This is a genomic window from Flavobacterium sp. FlaQc-57 (genome assembly GCF_044007395.1).
In the GTDB taxonomy this organism is placed as follows: Bacteria; Bacteroidota; Bacteroidia; order Flavobacteriales; family Flavobacteriaceae; genus Flavobacterium.
Genome location: NZ_JBIPDA010000003.1, coordinates 169455 through 188722, shown reverse-complemented (window position 1 = coordinate 188722; position 19268 = coordinate 169455). Strand labels below are relative to the sequence as shown.

The following is a 19268-nucleotide window of genomic DNA, read 5'->3' as shown; positions in this document are numbered from 1 at the left end:
AACTTACTTTTCTATTGGAGTAAATTTTACAGCTGTTCCTCCGCCGGCTGCCAGTTTAATATCCAATACTGTTTTACTGTTTACTCTTTGTTTTGAAATCGAAACCGGATATGGATTTGTTTTATAATTTGCACCTGCTCCGTCTGCATAAATTTCGGCTTCATATTCTTTGTCTTTATCTAAAAATGATAAATCAACTTTTAAATTTCTCGCAAAACTATTTGTAATAGAACCTAAATACCAATTTTTATCCTCCCAGTCTTTACGGGCAATTGTGGTATATTCTCCTATTTTAGAATCCAACACTTTTGTATCTGACCAATTGCAGGGGACATCTTTAATGAATTGAAATTCTGGCTTTCCTTCGTAGTTTTCAGGCAAGTCTGAAGCCATTTGTAACGGACTATAAATAATGACATACAAGGCCAATTGATTAGCTAAAGTGGTTTGCACTCTTGCTCCCGAAGGCGTTTTATAATCAAAATTGAAATTTCCTGGTGTATAATCAAAAGGTCCTGAAAGCATTCTTGTAAACGGTAAAGTCGTTAAATGTTCCGGAGTGTTTCCGCCATCAACAGACCAGGCGTTGTATTCCTGCCCTCTTCCACCTTCTTGTGACATAAAGTTGGGGTAAGTACGCTGTAATCCTGTACCTTTTATAGGTTCGTGATTGTCGATCATAATATGATATTTAGCTGCGGTTTCCATTACTTTTCTATAATGGCGCGCTCCATATTGGCTATCGTGCCATTCTTTTTTGTCTAAATATTTATTTACATAACCGGTTTTCACTGTATTCACACCCATTTTTTGATACAACTTAAAAGCATCTTCCAATTGGCTTTCATAGTGTTTTGTAGCGCCAGCCGTTTCATGATGTCCTATTAAACGAACATTTTTAATAGCGGCATATTTTGTAATTTCATCCAAATTAAAATCGGGATAGGCTTTTACAAAACTAAATGCAGATCCGTCAGCAGTCCAGTCACCGTCCCAACCTTCATTCCAACCTTCGACCAGAACGCCGTCAAAATTATTTTTGGCAGCAAAATCAATGTATTCTTTTGTATTTTTTGTCGTTGCTCCATGTTTTGGTCCTTGTCCCCAAGTGTATTTTTCTAAATGCATTCCCCACCAAATCCCAATATATTTTGAAGGTGTAATCCAAGATAAATCTTCAATTTTAGAAGGTTCATTAAGATTTAGCATAATTGTAGATGTCGCCACTTCACCAGGAGTTTTACCTACTACAATAGTTCTCCATGGGGTTTTAAAAGGTGTCTCGGCATATACTTTTACACCATCAGCCCAAGGCACTAATTCACTTTTGTATTGTTTGTCGTTTGTTTTTAACAACGTCATCGAGGCAAAATCGGTTAAATTAGCTTCATGAATAGCCACAAACAGTTTTTCTTTGGTTTCTAATGTCGCCGGAGTATTAATCGTATCGGTTTTACTAATAGGCGTTTTGCGGTAGGTACTTTCGTAATAACTGTTTTCGCGATGCACGGGAATCCACCAAACATCATTATCTGATTTGAAAGTGAATTGTGTGATTTCATTTGAAATTTTCACTTTGTCTAAATGCGGCTGCTTTGGAAACTCATATCTAAATCCTAAACCATCATCAAAAACCCTAAAAATAATATCAACCAAACGCCCTTCTCCTTTTGACTCTTTCAAATGAACAATTAATTCATTGTGATGATCTCTCACTTTTTTGAATTCTCCCCAAGGCTGTTCCCAAGTTTGATCGGCAGATTTTTCTTCGGTGGAAACTACTTCAAAACCATCTGTCATTTTTTGTATTCCCTGAAATTCAAATCCTAATAATGATGGCTCTATAACCGATTTTCCGCTTGACGTAAAACTATATTGAGGCTGACCAGAATCCGTTAATTCAAAAATCAATTCAGTGTTTTTTCCGGGAGAGCTAATTTTGTATGTTTTTTTAGTACTGCAGGCAAATATTAGTATTGATGCTAAAGCAATGAGACAGTATCTATATTTTATGTTTTTCATTATTTAATTGTATTAATTACAACTCTTATTTAATTTCGTTTAGTAACTGTTTTGCTTTTGCGGGCTGCATTGAGACAAAATAATTAAAAGCCTGATCTAATTTTTTCTGGGCATCGGCATTGCCTTTCTTTTCTATTCGCAGATTGTACATTTTACTGATTTCAGGAAAAACAGTTTCGGTATTTTTAACTCCGGAAAATGCTTTAACTTTTTCGATATACGAGTATCCAAATTCTACTGTTGGTTCAAACATTGTTCCTTCTCCAAAGTCGTTCCATGTGATTAGTTGCAGGTAGTTTAAATTGGCGTTTTTAGCTAAAGAAAGTGTTTCATCGAGAGTCGCACCATTATTGGGTTCTATGGTCCAGCCAATAGCTGCTCCACCACCACCTTCAGCATAAAAATCTTTAAAACCAGGATAAGCGCTTCCTATTGCTACTGAAAGTTTAGGTTTTGTATTGGTATAAAAATTAGTGAGATAAGTGCTGTTTTTATACACCCACGCATATTCTCCCGAAGCATTATTACCTGCTTCAACAGATTGATCCCAAAGGGTTAAAAAAGTTGGTTTTATGGTTAATGTATTAAAAACGTTTGTCCACTCGGCCGGTGTTTGCAATACTATTGGACCAAAATTGAGCAGTAAAGGTTTTCCGTTTACTTTGATGTAATTTTTATCATCAAAATAGTTGGCTTGCATATATGCTAAATCTGTTTTGGCTGCGCCGGTTACTGAAATTGCTTTTCCCGCATCGACAACATTTTTTGTAACTCTGTCTTCGTAAACTATGGCATATTCTAATCCCACTTTGTTTAACATGGCAATAAGTTGCTCTGTATTTTCTTTTACCATTCGATAATCGTTTACGTCGAAAGTGCCATACCAGTCAATTAAAACACCGTCAATTCCTGAATACTTCATTAATAACAAATGATTTTCGATCACATTTTTATCGCCTGAATGATATGGGCCAATTAACGGATAATAATAGGACGCAATTTCTCTTCGATTGTTTGCACCTATGTTGTTCGGATTTTTGTTGGTCATTGTCCAGTGATATCCCCATTTTTTATCGGCACTACTCTCGTTGGTTTCAAACCAAGGCATATAATGAACATAAATTTTGGTGCTATTTGTTTTTTCAATCGCAACAGGTGCAAGTGTTTCTGGTTCTGTAGGTGTATCTGAATTTTTATCATCGCTGCTGCAACCTGCAGCGACTAAAATATTCATGATCCCAAAAAACAATAATGTGATAGATCTTTTCATATAAATTTATTTTTTATAGCGTATGGAATTGCTTTTCCAATTCACTTTGTGCAAATATTTAAACACATAGAAACATAGTTTTTCATAGTCTGAAAAGGCGTTTCACTTTCATCAAAACACATAGCTATGTGTGAGAAACTAGTTTCTTTTTATTCTCTTTTTTATTAATTTCTAAACATAAAATCTATGTTTCTATGTGTTTAAAATAAGCATAAAGTATGTCAGCTTTCCACGACTAACCAACGTGGAAAACTGACATTCAAAATCTAGTTAACAGGATAACCGGGATTTTGTTTTAGATTTTTATTTGTCGTTAAAACTGTGCTTGGAATAGGGAAAATAGCTCTGTATTTTTCAGTTGTTCCTTTTTCCCACCATGGTAAAAAGAATGTTCCAAAACGAATGTTGTCTGTTCTTCTTCTTCCTTCAAAAGTAAATTCCTTAAGCAATTCCTGATCTATAAAATGAAGATCGATTACTGCCGGCATTTCTTCTCCTGCACGTGCTGTGACTTGTTGTAAAAATGGTTTTGCCAAATCTGGAGATCCTAAACGAACGTAACATTCGGCTTGCATCATTAAAATTTCGGCATAACGAATCAAAACAAAATCATGATCACGTTCCCAGGTTTCGCCTGCTTTCATTTCGTACTTTCCTAAACGAACGCCTTGATTATCTTTGGCATCTGCAACACTTGTTACTTCTTCAGTATACGTTAAAGGTTCTCCGTTATCCATTACGATAACCTGCCCTGTTGCCAAATTAATCTGGTCACCTGCAACCATACATTTTTTTCTTTTGTCTGTATCTGCAAAGGCAGAATAAACTCCTGGCTGTGCACACATTCCGTTGGCGCTCCAAGGATAATCACCTATTGCAGAAACGGTTAATTTATGCAAATAGTGACAAGACATTGAGTTCATATAATTTCCTACCGTTCCGGCTTTTGAATCGTAAGGGATTGCGAAAATTATTTCAGGCGATTTTTCGTTTTGCGTTGCAAAATTGGCAAAGAAATCTGGTGTTAAAGTGTACCCTCCAACTTTCTGACACATGTCTAAACAATCCTGCCAACGCGCTGTACCAATAAATGCTTCAGAGTTTAAATACAATCTTGCCAATATAGAATACGCCACATTTTTCGTCAATTTGGAGTACACGATGTTTGATGTTAAGTGCGGAATTGCATCTAGTAATTCTTTCTCAACAAAATCATACACTTGTTTTCTGGTAGAATTTGATGGTAAAGAGGTATCTTCAAAATTGACTACAATTGGCACATTTCCAAATAAATCCAAAAGATTGTAGTAATAATAAGCTCTTAGCGCCTTTAATTCAGCATAAATTGGTGCTTTTGCCGCAGCTGTCAAAGATGATTTATCTACCTGATAGATGATCGAATTGATTTTTGCGATTCCGGTATAGTTGTAGCGCCAAGCCGAAAGTATCATACGGTTATCTGCTTTCCAGGTATGTTTTTGTGCGTCCTGATATTGACCTCCGTCGTACCAGTTTGTTCCTCTTGTTGGGATAGTAGCTTCATCTGAAACCGTTTCATTCAGGAAGAACACATATTCACTAGTTGGAAAATTGTTTGATATATTATCGGAAAATCCTCTTAAAGAAGAATAAGCTCCACCAACTAATGCATCAACTTCCTTTGGCGTGTTTCCAAAGTTTCCGTCTTCTACTTTATCATATAAATCTTCATTTAAATTGGTACATGATATCGTAAAAAGCACGCTTACTAATAACGCTGCTGTTATTTTGATTTTCATTTTCTATATTTTTGAGTTAATTCGCTTAATTGTTTAGCGTAAAATTTAATCCAACAGAAATGGTTGTTGGTCGAGGATAATTATTATATCTGTCAATTCCGGGAGCTGCCAATCCGGTTTGATCCATCACTCCGGTTTGATTAATTCCGTCCTGCGCATTTAAACCAATCTCAGGATCTACACCTTTATAATTTGTAAATACGGCAAGATTTTCTCCCATAAGATAAATTCTCAATTTTGATTTTTTGTATTTTAAAGGCATCGTATAACCAACTGAAACAGTTTGAAGTCTGAAGAAAGAAGCATCTTCAATCCAATAATCTGAATATTTTGGTGCTGATGTTATACCGCTATTCAAGAACTTATCCGGAACATTGAAAGTTGGTAATCTGTTTGGATCGTTTAACATCATATTAGTAGCATTTAATGCTTTTTGACCAAACATTCCGTATCCTGAAATTCCAAGATCAAAATTTCCATAAGTAAAATTCATTCCAAGCCCCATAGTCAAATCTGGCTGAACATTTCCTAAGTCTCTTTTATCAGCATCTACTAAAGCATTTTCTGCAACTATATCTCCAGCTGCATTATAGTACTGAATTTTACCATTTGCATCAAGTCCCGCATTTTTGAATCCCCAGAAAGTTCCAACAGCATAACCCTCGGCTATAATTTGAGAATACTGTCCGGACATACCTGATAAACCATGCAGTGATCCGCTATAAATCACATCTGTTTGATAAGTAGGATTAGATAGTTTTTCGATTTTTTGAACGTTGTGCCCCAAAGTTAAATTGGCATTCCATGAAAATTTGTCGCCTTTTATAATGTCTGCATTCAAAGTAAGTTCAACTCCTTTGTTAGACATTTCACCTACGTTTGCCAGCATTGTTCCAACTAAATAAGGAGGTTGAGGCACTTCGTAAGTATATAATAAATCGCTTGTGTTTTTTGAATAATACTCGAATGAACCTGTAATTCTATTGAAAAGACTAAAATCTAAACCAATATTCAATTGTTTTGTTGATTCCCATTTTAAGTCAGGGTTCGGGTTTTGCTGTGGAGAATAAGCCAAACTCCAAGTTCCTGTAACCGGATCGTAATAGCTATCATTTCCAACACCTAAAATCGAAAGTGATTTATACTCTCCAATTCCGTCTTGATTACCCGTAACTCCATAACCTACTCTCACTTTCAGATTGTCTAACCAGCCTTTTGTCGAGCTCATAAACTCTTCACTTGAAATTTTCCAGGCTGCTGAAGCTGATGGAAATGTACCCCATTTATTGTTGTCTCCAAAACGGCTTGAACCATCTCTTCTTACTGTACCTGTCAGTAAATATTTTCCGTCGTAAGAATAATTTGCACGCGCATAGAACGAAACTAAATTCGATTTTCCTTTATAAGAATAAACATCTCCTAAACGATATCTGTAACCAGCTCCTAAATTGTTATAACTAAAAGCATCAGTTACAAAACCACTACGCTGTGCGCCAAAACCTTCGTAAATATTCTCCAGATAAGAATATCCTGCAAGAGCTCCAATGGTATGTTTGTCAATTACTTTATTGTAGTTCACATATAATTCTCCTTGTGCATTGGCAAATTCTGAATATGTTTTTTGGGCATAACCACCTTCTGTAGCTCCTTCAAGAACTGCATAACTTGGTTTATAGGTGTTCGCCTGAACCGCATTATGTTCGTACGAAATATTGGCTACAGCAAGAAAATCTTTTAAAAATTTGACTTCTGTTTTAAAATATCCTAACAACCTGTGTCTTTCATTATCAGTTGTTCTGTCTGTTAATATTTCAACCGGATTCTCGTAAAGCGTATTAATTATATTTGAAAATTTCCCATTAGAGTCATATATCGGAATGGTTGGATTTAGATTGTACGAACGTTCAAAAATTCGATAATCTATAGGATGCCATTTGTCTACATTGGCAAACAAACCCATATCAAATTTCACCTCTTTGTTATCACCAAGATATTGATAGGCATTAATATTTCCGCTTAATCTTTCTAAACCAGTTTTTTTAATAACACCTTCATTGTTTAGGTAAGAAAGTGAGGTTCTAAAACCACCGTCTGCTTTCCCTGAATTAATACTTAAAGTATGTGATTGCGAAATCGCAGTTTGCTCTATTGCTTTTTGCCAGTTTGTATTTCCGCCAAAATCAACAGCGTCTTTATTTCCGGTACTGCGCACATATCCTCTCCATTGATTTGCTGATAAAAGATCTAAATTGTCAGCCACATAACCCACACTTGATAATCCGCTGTAGGTTACAGAAACTCCTTTTGTTCCAGATTTGGTTGTAATGATAATTACACCGTTTGCTCCTCTTGATCCGTATATGGCTGTCGCCGAAGCATCTTTTAAAACGTCTACTGATTTGATATCTGAAGGCTGAACAATATTGATATCAACTCCGGCAATACCATCAACAACAATTAAAGGGCTGTTACTTGCTGTTAATGAAGTTCCTCCACGCAAACGTATTGTAGAACCCGCAGCGGGATCTCCAGAAGGACGAATGATGTTTAATCCCGCTACTTTTCCTTGTAAAACCTGCTCTGTAGATGAGATTGTTCCTTTTACTAAATCATCGGCTTTCACACTCGAAATGGCGCCTGTTAAATCTGATTTTTTTTGTGTTCCATATCCAACAGAAACAACCTGAACTTCAGCAAGCATATAACCGTCGTTTTGTAAGCGAACGTCCAGATTTGCTTTTGTAGCTTCAGTAATGGGAACTTTTTGAGTTGTTGAGCCAATAAAAGAAACTTCTATAGCACCTCCTACGGCTACATCAAGCGTAAATTTTCCGTCAAAATCTGTTGTCGTTGCATTTCTGGTTCCTGTTTCAATAACAGAAGCTCCCGGCAACACATTTCCTGTATTGTCATAAACGGTTCCTGTAACATGCTTTTTTCCCTGAGCAAACATTCCTGCCGAAAGAAAAAGCATGAAAATCATGAATACCATCGATTTAGTAGTCCACATTTGATGCAGGACTATTTTTGTATTTTTACTATTCATATGTTTTAATTTGATAGTGAATTATTTGTCTAAAATTTTAAGAGGCATTGTAGTATCCGAAATCGTTTTGTCTTTGTTGTCTTTTACCAAAACATGAATCTCTGTTAAATTTGGAATACCGTTTAACTCTGAAACCAAATTGACAAATCCTTTTATCTCTGCTGTTCCACCAGTAAACTCACCGTTAATTACTTTGCTTCCTGCAGTAATGGTGTAAATTAATTTGTTCACCCCAGACTCATTATTTTTTCTTGACATTCCAAGAAAATCTTTCTGACTGATTTGCAAAGGGAAAAAACCAAAAATTGGCGGCGGTGGCGGTACATAAGCGCCTGCATATAAAACCTGATTTGGAGTCGTTCCTGCCCAATCGTCTTTGACCATCAGAAAAACCAGGTTTTTCATTTCGTAACCGTCAGGTGCATTGTAATAGTCTTTTGGAACCAAATCCATTTTATAGAAACCATTTCCAAGATCCTTTAATTTTGTTTTGGCTGCAATATCCGGAAGCCACGATTGGTATTCTTGTTTTATATCCCAATCATTCAATCCGCTATGCATATGCACACTTGTTGCACCAGCAAATCCCGGAGCCAGATTAGCATTAAATAAAATACTTAAACCTTTATCGATTGTTGGTTTTGTAGGGTAAGCTCTGATCAGCTCATTAGCAGTGTAAAATGAAGAAAAATCAGTGTAAGGCATATTTCCTACGTCACTTTGTTTTGATCCATTTTTGTTTTTAATTCGAAACCAAAATCCTGCACTTGCAGCAATTTCAGCAGGAGTTTTAGAAAAATATGCCGTTGGAGTTAAAGTAAAGCTCCATATTTTATCTTTTACGTGCGTTAATTTTGCAAAATCCGAAGAGTTTTCCCAATTCCCAGCATCTGGTTCTGATGGTGACCAAATCCACATATAAAGATCTTCGGTTTCCGCATAAGTAGTTCCTGAAAGATCGAAGAACCAAGTAACTTTTTCATCATATTTGTATACTACAGGAAGTGATGACATACTGCTTACTGCTCCAACATTTTCTTGTCCCTGCATAAAATTAGGAGCCATCAAAAGGGCAAGTAAAATTGTATATATAAATTTTTTCATATTACTTTTTAATTAATGGTAGTTAATTTAAATACATAAGACACAAACACAACACCGCCAGAGCTATGTGCTAACTTAATTTCCATCTCTCCATTTTTACCCGGAATTGATGTGATTAGGAGTTCGTCTGTTTTTTGAGTTTTTTGAGCATCGCTGTACAAGTAAATTTTAGTGGGCCCAGTTGCGTTTACAGGTTGAAAATCAGAACTCAGTTTCCAATATCCCTTTGGGGCAAAAAGGGGCGGAACATTACCCGAAACTTCATAACTTGTGGGGCTGTTTTTTTCGTCTACATTAAATTTGATTTTAAAATCTTCGTAGTTGAAATAGGTACTCAAGTTTTCTTCACTTGGTTCGATCTTATTTACCTTAGCAAATTCATCAACCATTTTCAAATTTGTTAATCCCCAATTTCCATTTACTTTCTCATAAATGGTAATCGGATCAACGTAGCTTCCGTCATCTGTGTTATCGCAGCCAATGGCAAAAAAACACATCATAACAGCTAACCAGTAAATACTTTTACATCTCATAAATTTTGGTTTTTGTTAGTTTTTTCATCCCTTTAAAAGGACAGTACGAAGCTAGATGTTAAATAAATCTAAAAAAAAACATCCGTAAAAAATCAAGATATAAATCAGACAATTCAAATAGTAAGTATTTAAAAATCAGTTAATTACACAATTTAAACAAATACAAAAATCAAGGTTATGTTTAGACTAAAAAGCCAAATATTTAATGGTAAAAATGACAATATCTAAATTAAAACATATTATTTTTTCACTATACATATATTTAATTGCTTTTTATTGTATAATTGCAAGTTATTAGACTACTTTTAACATTTCGAGTCTACTTTCTCTCTATATTCCAAAGTTTTAAATAAAAATTACAAAAGAAGCTACCCAATATTTAAAAGTTGCTAATCAACAACTCTTAAACTATTTTTGAAGTACAATAAAGTATAAAACCTAACAGAACCAAAACATTTTTTATCCCTAAACCAAACCAAAAACATGCGAAGAATAGTAATTCTATATTTTTTCATTGCAGGTTTTTCTCTAGCTGCTAAAGAGACAAATCCTATTTTAGAAGAATTAGATAATGTGCTTCTTAAAAAAGATATATACTTAAAACAGAAATATCGCAAAATAGAAGCGTTGAAAAAAAATGTATCTAAGTTTACTTTAAGTCAAAACAACGAACAGCTTTATGATAATTATATGAGGTTGTTCGATGAATATAAATCTTTTAAATATGACTCGGCATACTATTATTTAGATCAAGCCAAAATCAAGGCAATTGCATTAAAAGAACCAAAATATCTAGCCAAAAGCCGTATTAAAGAAGGTTTTGTATTGCTTTCGTCCGGTCTTTTTAAAGAAGCTATCGATACACTAAATGTCATTGACGACAAAAAACTTGATCTCAAAAATAAATTTGAATATTATTCTATAAAAGCCCGCGCCTATTATGATCTGGCCGATTATAATAAAGACCAGCGCTTTAATATTCATTACGTACAACAAGGAAATCATTTCCTGCAAAAAGCATTAGCCTTAATTGGTACTAACACTAATGAATATTGGGCCGCCGAAAGTTTAAAACGATTAAAACAACAGGATTGGCGTGGTGCCGAATTTGCCTTTAGTTACTGGATTAATAATTATAAACTTCCTCCAGATTATTACGGCATAGCAACTTCGAGTTTAGGGTATATTTATTCTGAAAGAGGATATACAAAAAAGGCCATTTACTACTTGGCACTTGCCGCTATTGCCGATGTTAAAAATGCTACTAAAGAAACCGTAGCACTTAGAAACTTAGCCAACGAACTCTTTAAAATGGGGTACCTGGACAAAGCAAATGAATACATCAATATTGCTATGGATGACGCAACATTTTACAATGCCAGACATCGTAAAATTGAAATTTCATCGATATTGCCTATTATCGAAAAAGCGCAACTCAACAATGTAAAAGATAAAAATGACAAACTCGAAAAGATTATCATTCTATTGACAATTTTGACATTGATTATTATTTTGTTTTCGATTATTATATTTAAACAATTAAAGGAAAGAAATAAAGCGCGAAAAATAATGGCTTCATCCTACGCACAACTACAAGAAATGAATGTTAGTTTGAGTGAAGCCAACGCCATTAAAGAAGAATATATTACGTATTTTATCAAGGCAACTTCAGCATTCATTAACAAAATAGATCACATTCAGAAAAGTACTTTACACAAAATCATCACCAAGAAAACCGATGAAGTTATCGCAAGTTTAAAACGTTATAATGTAAAGGAAGAACGCGAAAATCTCTTTCACCAATTTGATGAAATCTTTCTGAAATTATTTCCAACTTTTGTAGCAGATTTCAACCATTTATTTCCGAATGATCATAAATGTATTGTCAAAAAAGGCGAACTTTTAAATACCGAACTTCGCATTTTTGCTCTTTATAGATTAGGAATTCAGGACAGTAATCAAATGGCCGAATTTCTGGAACTCTCTGTAGCTACAATTTATACGTACAAAACAAGAATAAAAAGCAAATCAGATTTTAAAGATACTTTTGAAGAGAAGATTATGGCGATTAAAACGATATAAATTATTGTCCACAGATTTAAACCGATTGAACGGATTAACACAGAATTAAAATCTTCTAATCTGTCAAAAAAAAGATTAAAAATTTGCTTTTAGTTGCTCCATCGGAGCAATATATTTATAGCAAAAATTTATTCATCACGTAGTAAAAGCTCCAGAGGAGCGGCATCTCATTTTTATTTAGCGACTTATAAATATATTTCACCCCGCTGGGGTTCTATCAAATGAACTTATAAATTTCTATAAATATGACGTCCCGTTGGGACTTGTTTAAAATAAAACAACTCGAATAAAAAACTTTAAAATCTTCTAATTTATAAAAAAAAAGACATCTCAAAGCGTCTCTTTTTTTATTTATTCTATTCTCTTTATTCTATTTTCTTTATTCTTTATTCTTTATTCTTTATTCTTTATTCTGAAGTTTCTAATTGAAGAACAACATTCTGATAACGTGTACTAAGAGAAAATAACTGCTCAGCAAAAATCATAATGGCCAATGGAACAAAGAAAAAGGAAATCAAATTTTCTTCGTATAAAAAGTAAGTAGTTACAATAAAAATACGTGCATATTCAAGATAATACATCCATTTTCGCTGTTCCAGTAAAGCGCCACAGTTAATCAATGTGATCAAAATAAAAGACAAAACAAAGACTTTATCAACTGTATTTAAATATTCAAAATAATAGGTAAAAATGGTTAAAAACAAAGTACATACTCCTAATTGAATATAGAGATAATTCTTAAATCTAAGTCGTTGATGCGGATTAGCTTTATCCTGCAAAAAACGTTTTTCTAATGTTGGCCTAATATCCTGATCCATATGTGCTGGGCTTCCAAAAACGGCACTCCATTTGTCTTTAAAACCTTCAGCACGCTTCCATAATTCATAAATTTCAAAGTAATAATGAAAATGCTGCCACAAAAAACTGTAGCTTTTTAATGGATGCGTTAGTCCGTATTTTGGTTTTTCTTCCTCTTCCTGGAAAGTTCCAAAAAGACGATCCCAAAAGGTAAACATATCGCCATAATTCTTATCTAAATATTTCTCGTCAGACGCATGATGAACACCATGAACCGAAGGAGTTACCAAAACATATTCGAGCCATTTTATTCTACCAATAAGCTGTGTATGCGTAAAAAATGAATATGCACCATGAACAATAAGCATTGTAATTACCATAGACGGATGAAAACCAACTAAAGGTAAAATACACCAAAATCCAGTTCTAACAATTGCCTGAAAAGTTGTAATTCTGGCGGCTGCAGTAAAATTAAACTCTTCACTATGATGGTGCACAATATGCGCCGCCCAGAAAAAATTAACTTCATGCCCCAACCTATGATACCAATACCAAACAAAATCTGTTGCCAGAATTAAGGCAAACCATATAAATACATTATTCGGAATATCGAATATGCTGTAATTGTTATAAATGAAATAATACAATTGATAAAAACTTGCGGCAATAAATAAGTTGATTAATCGCTCTGCAATTCCAATACTAATATTTGAAACTGAACTTTCATAATTAAAAATTTCCGGTCTTTTTTTGTGTTGCGCTAATTTAAATTCTAAAAACAAGAAAAGAAAAAAGGCAGGCATTGCGAAAGCAAGAAAATTAATATGTTCCATTTTTAAAATCAAATTTATTTGTTTGTAAAAAACTAAAATACAATTCATTATAACTTTAAAAACAAAGATATTTTCATCGATTAACAACTCATTTTTAGAACAAAATGATTTCATTAACCAATGAAAATAATCTCTAAATTTTTAAAATCTATTTTTAGTTTTGCTTAAATTTTGGTGCCTCTAGTGCTACTTCTTTTACAGCTTGAGTATCGGCAACTTTTTGCAAAGCAATTATGTAAGCAGCAATACGCGGCGTTACATTGTGTTTGGCAGCAATTCTAAAAACAGTTTCGAATCCTTTTTCTAAAATATCTTCTAATCGGGTATTAATCTGATGAATTCTCCACGATTCTAAAAGCGAATTCTGAAGCCATTCAAAATACGAAACGGTTACTCCTCCGGCATTTGCTAAAATATCAGGAACAACCAAAACGTTGTTGTCATGCAATATTTTATCAGCATCAGAAGAAACTGGTCCATTGGCACCCTCCACTATAATTTTAGCCCGAATATCACTCGCATTCTTTTGTGTAATAACATCTTCTTTTGCAGCAGGAATTAGCACATCGACATCAAGTAGCAATAAATCTTCGTGTTTTATCGCAACCGAATTTGGATAACCTTTAATGTTTTTATTATTCAAATTATAATACAAAATCAATTCTGGAATATTAAGCCCTTCAGGATTATAAAATGCTTCAGAAACGTCGCTGACAGCAACGACTTTAAGTCCTTTTTCGTATAAAAATAAAGCCGAATGCAATCCTACATTTCCAAAACCCTGAATCGCTACTGTAGATTTTGCAGGTCTAAGTTTTAGTTTTTGAAGTGCTAATAATGTAATAATACTCACACCTCTTCCTGTAGCTTCTACTCTACCTAATGAACCTCCTGAATGCAAATGTTTTCCTGTTACAACGGCATGAATTGTTTTACCGTGAACCAACGAAAACTCGTCCATTAACCAGCCCATTTCGTCTGGTCCGGTTCCCATGTCTGGAGCCGGAACATCTTTTTCCGGTCCAAAAATATCAGCTAAAGCTTTAGTATAAGCTCTGGTAATTTTTTCCAGTTCTGTTTTAGAAAGTTTTCTTGGATCACAAATAATTCCACCTTTTGCACCTCCAAACGGGATTCCGGTTACTGCAGATTTCCACGTCATCCAGGCAGCAAGCGCTTTCACTTCGTCGAGATTCACTGCAGTATCATAACGAATTCCGCCTTTTGACGGACCTAAAGCTGTATTGTGAATTACACGATATCCTTCAAAATTTTGCTGTGCGCCATTATCTAAAGTAATAGAAAAATTGACTACAATTTGTTTCTCGGGGCGCTGTAATTTTTGCCTTATTGATTCATCTAAATTAAGAATGTCTGCAGCAATATTAAAACGATCAATCATAGATTGAAAGGGATTCTGTTTGATAATTTCTGTACTCATAATATATATCTTTTAAAATTGGGGTTATTTTAGTTTATCTTTTACTTATTGAAAATCTGTTTTGTAAATAAGACTGCAACACGGTATTTTCATCAAACAACTTTGCATCATACTATTTATATTTCTATTCGATCTCATTTCTATATTTTTTAATAGTTCTAAAAAAAGCCTTTCATGGTGCATGAAAGGCTAAAAAAAAAATAACTAACAAGTACTTTCTCTATTAACGCCATTTCATCGCATTGTTCGACATGCAACACATCGTGAAGTTGCACATAAACGGGATGATATATAGACTATAGTTTTTCATTGTTACTGCAAATTTATAAATATATTTTATAAATTCTATAGAATTAGTAGAGTTTATTTTTAAATTCTTGTAAAATAATTCAAAACAACCTGTAAATAAAGGCTTTATAAATACTAAAAAAGATCTTAAAATTGCGAAACAACAATAAAAATGATGGCAATTAAGGCTAAAAAGAGTCCAATGAAATTTAATTTAGAAAGTTTTTCCTTGAAGAAAAGTAAACCAACAAGACTTCCTAATATGATAACTCCCATGTTCATTCCTGCAAAAACAGTCGAAGGATTTTCGGCGAAAGCCTTATGCGCCTTTAAATAAAATAGAATATTACCAAAATTGAAGAGTCCCACTAAAGCTCCGAAAAGGATATTTTTAACTTCTAATTTTACATTTTTTATCGCCATCTCGTAAACAGAAATAAAAATTGCAATAACTAAGGCGATGCAAAAAACAACAAATAAAGAAGTTGGATAAGGTAAAGTTGTATAAATAGCTATTTGCTTAAAAAGAATATCAATAATTCCAAAACCTACTAAAACAACCGCTGGAAAAATCCATTTATTTTGAGTATTCTCCGATTGTTTTCTTAAGATGAATAAAAGTGCTAAAAAACCAATTGCAAGTCCAATAACTTTATATGAATTGAATTCTTCCTTAAAAATGAACCAAGCCGCTAAAATTGGAATAAAAAGAGATAATCGCTGAGCAGCATCCGTCTTTACGATTCCCATATGTTTGATCGAAGCCACCAAAAAAAGAAAAACGACCGGTAATAAAACACCAATGGCAATATAGATATTCCATGGCGCATTTGAGTCAACTTCTTTTAGATTTGGACTAAATGTAAAATAACAAAGTGCCAAAGCTGTTATGTAATTAAAAGCGACAATTTGTGTTGGATTAGCATCGTACTTTCGAGTGATCTTAAAAATAACACCAACAATTACGCTGCAAAGAATACTTAGAACAAGAAATAACATAGAATCATATTTTGAATGCAAAAATAAGGTTTATCTGTTTTCGGATTTTATTCGTGACCATAATATTTTACAAAATGATGATTAAACTCTGACTGCATTAACTCAGAAGTAATACCTCCAAATTGAATTTCAAAATCAGTATCCATACCTGCAATAGCTCCACCCCAACCTTGCAGCTGATCTCCATTTTCTAAAAATATTTTTAATTGAGGAATTATTGCAGTATCAATAAACGTTTCTTCAGGAAAATCTGCATTTATCTGAACATTATATTTTTTACAATGATTCTTAAAAAACTCATAAGGAGAACTAATTTCGTTAAATATAATTTTCCCATGAATTACTCCCATTGATGGATCTGCATATTCGAATTTTGTACAACCAATATCTTTACCATCAAGTTCCAGTATATACTTTTTTTCCATTTTAATTCTTTATTATAAAATCAAAAATAAGGTTTATCCTTTTATACTTAAAAAAAGTCAATATTAATAAGATGCTTTAAAAATATACAGCAAAGAGCGCAAAGTTTTTTTATTAAGCAGTTTTAATAAAAACACAATCCCGAAGCCTCGGGACGCAAAGCTATCTCAACACAAAGCTTTGTGAACTTTAAGCATTCTCTAATCGTATTACTATAAAAATCTTAGCGCTCTTCTGCGGTAAAACTCTCATTTAAAAAAAATCAATCACTCTTTAACCAACCCGTAATACTCATTCTGGTATTTTGAGTTACTAAAACTTCGTGGACTAATTCATTACTTTTAAAAAAAACTGTTTTGCCCTGAGTAGGCGAAATTTTCTGATTATTATTTTCCTGGTGAATCATTAATTCTCCTCCATCGGCCTCTATCCAATTACTATTCAAATAACTAATCATCGAATATTTACGACTTGGATTATTTTTGAATTGATCTAAATGCTTTAGATAAAAATCTCCGGTTTCGTATAAAGAATAATGAAATTCATAACCGGTAATTCCGGCGTAACAGCTTTCATTTAGATAAATAATAAAAGCATCGATTTTATCAAAAAACTCGTTTTCAAAAACGTTATTATTCTTTTTATCAAGCCAATAAATAGAATCGCTTCGAATTGCACCATCATAAGACACTTTCTCAGAATTGCCAATTCCGGCAGCCATTAATAAACTTGCAGCATTTAGATGGAGTAAATTTTGTTTAAGATTATTCGCTAATTCATCATTTAAAAAATGTTCAGAAATACCTACTTTATTATCTATATAACTTGCAATCAAATCTTCGAAACCATTTTCCATTTTTATTTTTGGGAAACTGCAAATACAGCCAACGGAGCAAGGTAGATGAAATTAAACTGGTAATGGCTTTTTTAGAAATAATAAACCCGACAGTCCCAAAGCCTCGGGATTAAAACCTGTCGGGTTTACAATAATCTTGTCATTTCTCCCTTTGGTCGAAATGACAAACTGCAATAAAAATACTTCTGTTACAATTTACTAATATAACTTCCGTACATATCTTTAAACTGATGGCCTTGTGCAAAACGGTCTTTGCTTAATTTTTTATATTCTACCAATCCCCATAAAATAAACTCTTTGAAGAAATACTGATCCCTTTTATCTAATTGTGGCTGGTATTTTTTAATTAAAACTTCCAGAGGTGTTACTTCGTCTAAGATACCTTTATATTCTTCATCTGAAGCGTCATCTAATAACTCGAAACCACTTTCTGCAAAAAACCATTCAATCAAATCAGAATACGCCGTTTTTTCTCCCTGCTTTTCTAATTTTTCAATTTTAGGTAAAAGCGTTGGAAACAAAGTTCGAATTGCAGATCCAATTAAATTCTGAGCCACTACGGCCGCTCCCTCCTGCTCTCCTTCATAAACCAATTCTACTTTTCCGGTAATAGCAGGAATAATTCCAATAAAATCAGACAACCTCAAAGTTGTTTTATCTACTCCGGCTTTCAATGCACGACGCTCTGCGGTACTCATTAAATTCTCAAAAGCTGTAATGCTCATTCTGGCACTTACGCCACTTTTATTATCGATGTATTCGCTATCACGGGCTTCAAAACTTATTTGTTCCAGAATATCTTTGGCCAGACTTGGCACATAAACAAGCTTATGTTGTGTTTCATCAAGTTTAGCTTCTTGCTCTGTAATTGCTCTGGCAATCGCTACACTTTCTGGGTAATGCGTTAAAATTTGAGAACCAATTCTATCTTTTAATGGTGTTACAATGCTTCCGCGATTCGTATAATCTTCCGGATTTGCTGTAAAAATAAATTGCATGTCCAGTGGCATTCTCAACTTAAAACCACGAATTTGAATATCTCCTTCCTGCAAAATATTAAATAGCGCAACTTGAATTCTAGCCTGCAAATCCGGTAATTCATTGATTACAAAAATACTTCGATTTGCTCTCGGAATCATCCCGAAATGAATTACACGATCATCAGCATACGATAATTTTAAATTGGCTGCTTTTATCGGGTCAACATCTCCTATTAAATCGGCAACAGTAACATCTGGCGTTGCTAATTTTTCGAAGAAACGTTCGTTTCTATGCAACCATGAAATCGGAGTTTCGTCTCCTTTTTCGGCAATGATATCTTTTGCAAAACGCGAAATTGGATTTAGCGGATCGTCATTGATTTCTGAACCTGCTACAAACGGAATATATTCATCCAACAATTCGACCATTTTACGAGCCAAACGCGTTTTCGCCTGACCACGAAGTCCTAATAAATTGATATTGTGTCGCGATAAAATAGCGCGTTCCAATTCTGGAATCACCGTATTTTCGAAACCGTGAACACCTTCAAAAACAGGTTTTCCTGATTTTATTTTTTCACGAAGATTATTACGTAATTCGTCTTTGATACTTATACTTTTATATCCTGAGGCTTTTAATTGACCTAATGTGTTTATGTTGTTTATTTCCATTTTTATTGAAATATGTATTTTGTTATATTTTTTTTTTCTGCAGATAATAAATGTTGCGTTATTGCTTTGTGTTAGACGCACTGCAGTACGTCTCTACGATATGCGTTGCCTTAACCGTCTCAATGAAAAAAACTTAGCAACTT

General features: G+C 33.8%; 13 protein-coding genes. 1 reads left to right on the top strand and 12 read right to left on the bottom strand.

The annotated features are described in order from the left end of the window. Positions 1-3: 3 nt before the first annotated feature. The 6 genes from ACHRVZ_RS11775 to ACHRVZ_RS11750 all read right to left on the bottom strand — a co-directional run bounded on the left by ACHRVZ_RS11775 (position 4) and on the right by ACHRVZ_RS11750 (position 9753). A complete protein-coding gene (locus ACHRVZ_RS11775; protein WP_395422646.1) occupies positions 4-2022 on the bottom strand; it encodes a glycoside hydrolase family 97 protein in 2019 nt (672 codons plus the stop codon). Positions 2023-2047: 25 nt separating this feature from the next. Beyond that, positions 2048-3292: a glycoside hydrolase family 71/99-like protein gene (locus ACHRVZ_RS11770; RefSeq protein WP_395422644.1), complete on the bottom strand. Its 1245-nt coding sequence runs from the start codon at positions 3290-3292 to the stop codon at positions 2048-2050. Positions 3293-3558: 266 nt separating this feature from the next. Next, positions 3559-5070, bottom strand: a complete 1512-nt coding sequence (locus ACHRVZ_RS11765; protein ID WP_395422643.1) for a RagB/SusD family nutrient uptake outer membrane protein — start codon at positions 5068-5070, stop codon at positions 3559-3561. Between the two features lie 25 nt (positions 5071-5095). Continuing rightward, positions 5096-8116 (bottom strand): SusC/RagA family TonB-linked outer membrane protein, encoded by a 3021-nt coding sequence (locus ACHRVZ_RS11760; RefSeq protein WP_395422642.1) that lies wholly within the window; start codon positions 8114-8116, stop codon positions 5096-5098. A 21-nt stretch (positions 8117-8137) separates the two neighbouring features. Next, the gene (locus tag ACHRVZ_RS11755) at positions 8138-9220 is read right to left on the bottom strand and encodes a hypothetical protein (RefSeq protein ID WP_395422641.1); all 1083 of its coding nucleotides are present in this window, start codon (positions 9218-9220) and stop codon (positions 8138-8140) included. 8 nt (positions 9221-9228) lie between these two features. Next, positions 9229-9753, bottom strand: coding sequence for a DUF5004 domain-containing protein (locus ACHRVZ_RS11750; protein WP_395422639.1), 525 nt, complete (start codon positions 9751-9753; stop codon positions 9229-9231). A 483-nt stretch (positions 9754-10236) separates the two neighbouring features. Here ACHRVZ_RS11750 and ACHRVZ_RS11745 point away from each other — a divergent pair, with 483 nt between their 5' ends. Next, positions 10237-11835 (top strand): DUF6377 domain-containing protein, encoded by a 1599-nt coding sequence (locus ACHRVZ_RS11745; RefSeq protein ID WP_395422638.1) that lies wholly within the window; start codon positions 10237-10239, stop codon positions 11833-11835. 407 nt (positions 11836-12242) lie between these two features. Here the strand turns inward: ACHRVZ_RS11745 and ACHRVZ_RS11740 are convergent, their stop codons facing one another. The 6 genes from ACHRVZ_RS11740 to ACHRVZ_RS11715 form a co-directional block, all read right to left on the bottom strand. Next, a complete protein-coding gene (locus ACHRVZ_RS11740; protein ID WP_395422636.1) occupies positions 12243-13466 on the bottom strand; it encodes a sterol desaturase family protein in 1224 nt (407 codons plus the stop codon). A gap of 154 nt (positions 13467-13620) precedes the next feature. Beyond that, positions 13621-14907, bottom strand: coding sequence for a Glu/Leu/Phe/Val dehydrogenase (locus ACHRVZ_RS11735; protein ID WP_395422635.1), 1287 nt, complete (start codon positions 14905-14907; stop codon positions 13621-13623). 435 nt (positions 14908-15342) lie between these two features. After that, entirely contained in the window at positions 15343-16194 is an 852-nt protein-coding gene (locus tag ACHRVZ_RS11730; protein ID WP_395422634.1) for an EamA family transporter, read from the bottom strand. Positions 16195-16241: 47 nt separating this feature from the next. Then, positions 16242-16619, bottom strand: a complete 378-nt coding sequence (locus tag ACHRVZ_RS11725; protein ID WP_395422633.1) for a hypothetical protein — start codon at positions 16617-16619, stop codon at positions 16242-16244. A 260-nt stretch (positions 16620-16879) separates the two neighbouring features. After that, the gene (locus ACHRVZ_RS11720) at positions 16880-17473 is read right to left on the bottom strand and encodes a 2OG-Fe(II) oxygenase (RefSeq protein WP_395422632.1); all 594 of its coding nucleotides are present in this window, start codon (positions 17471-17473) and stop codon (positions 16880-16882) included. A gap of 188 nt (positions 17474-17661) precedes the next feature. Beyond that, the gene (locus tag ACHRVZ_RS11715; protein ID WP_395422630.1) at positions 17662-19125 is read right to left on the bottom strand and encodes an AAA family ATPase; all 1464 of its coding nucleotides are present in this window, start codon (positions 19123-19125) and stop codon (positions 17662-17664) included. Between the last annotated feature and the right edge of the window lie 143 nt (positions 19126-19268).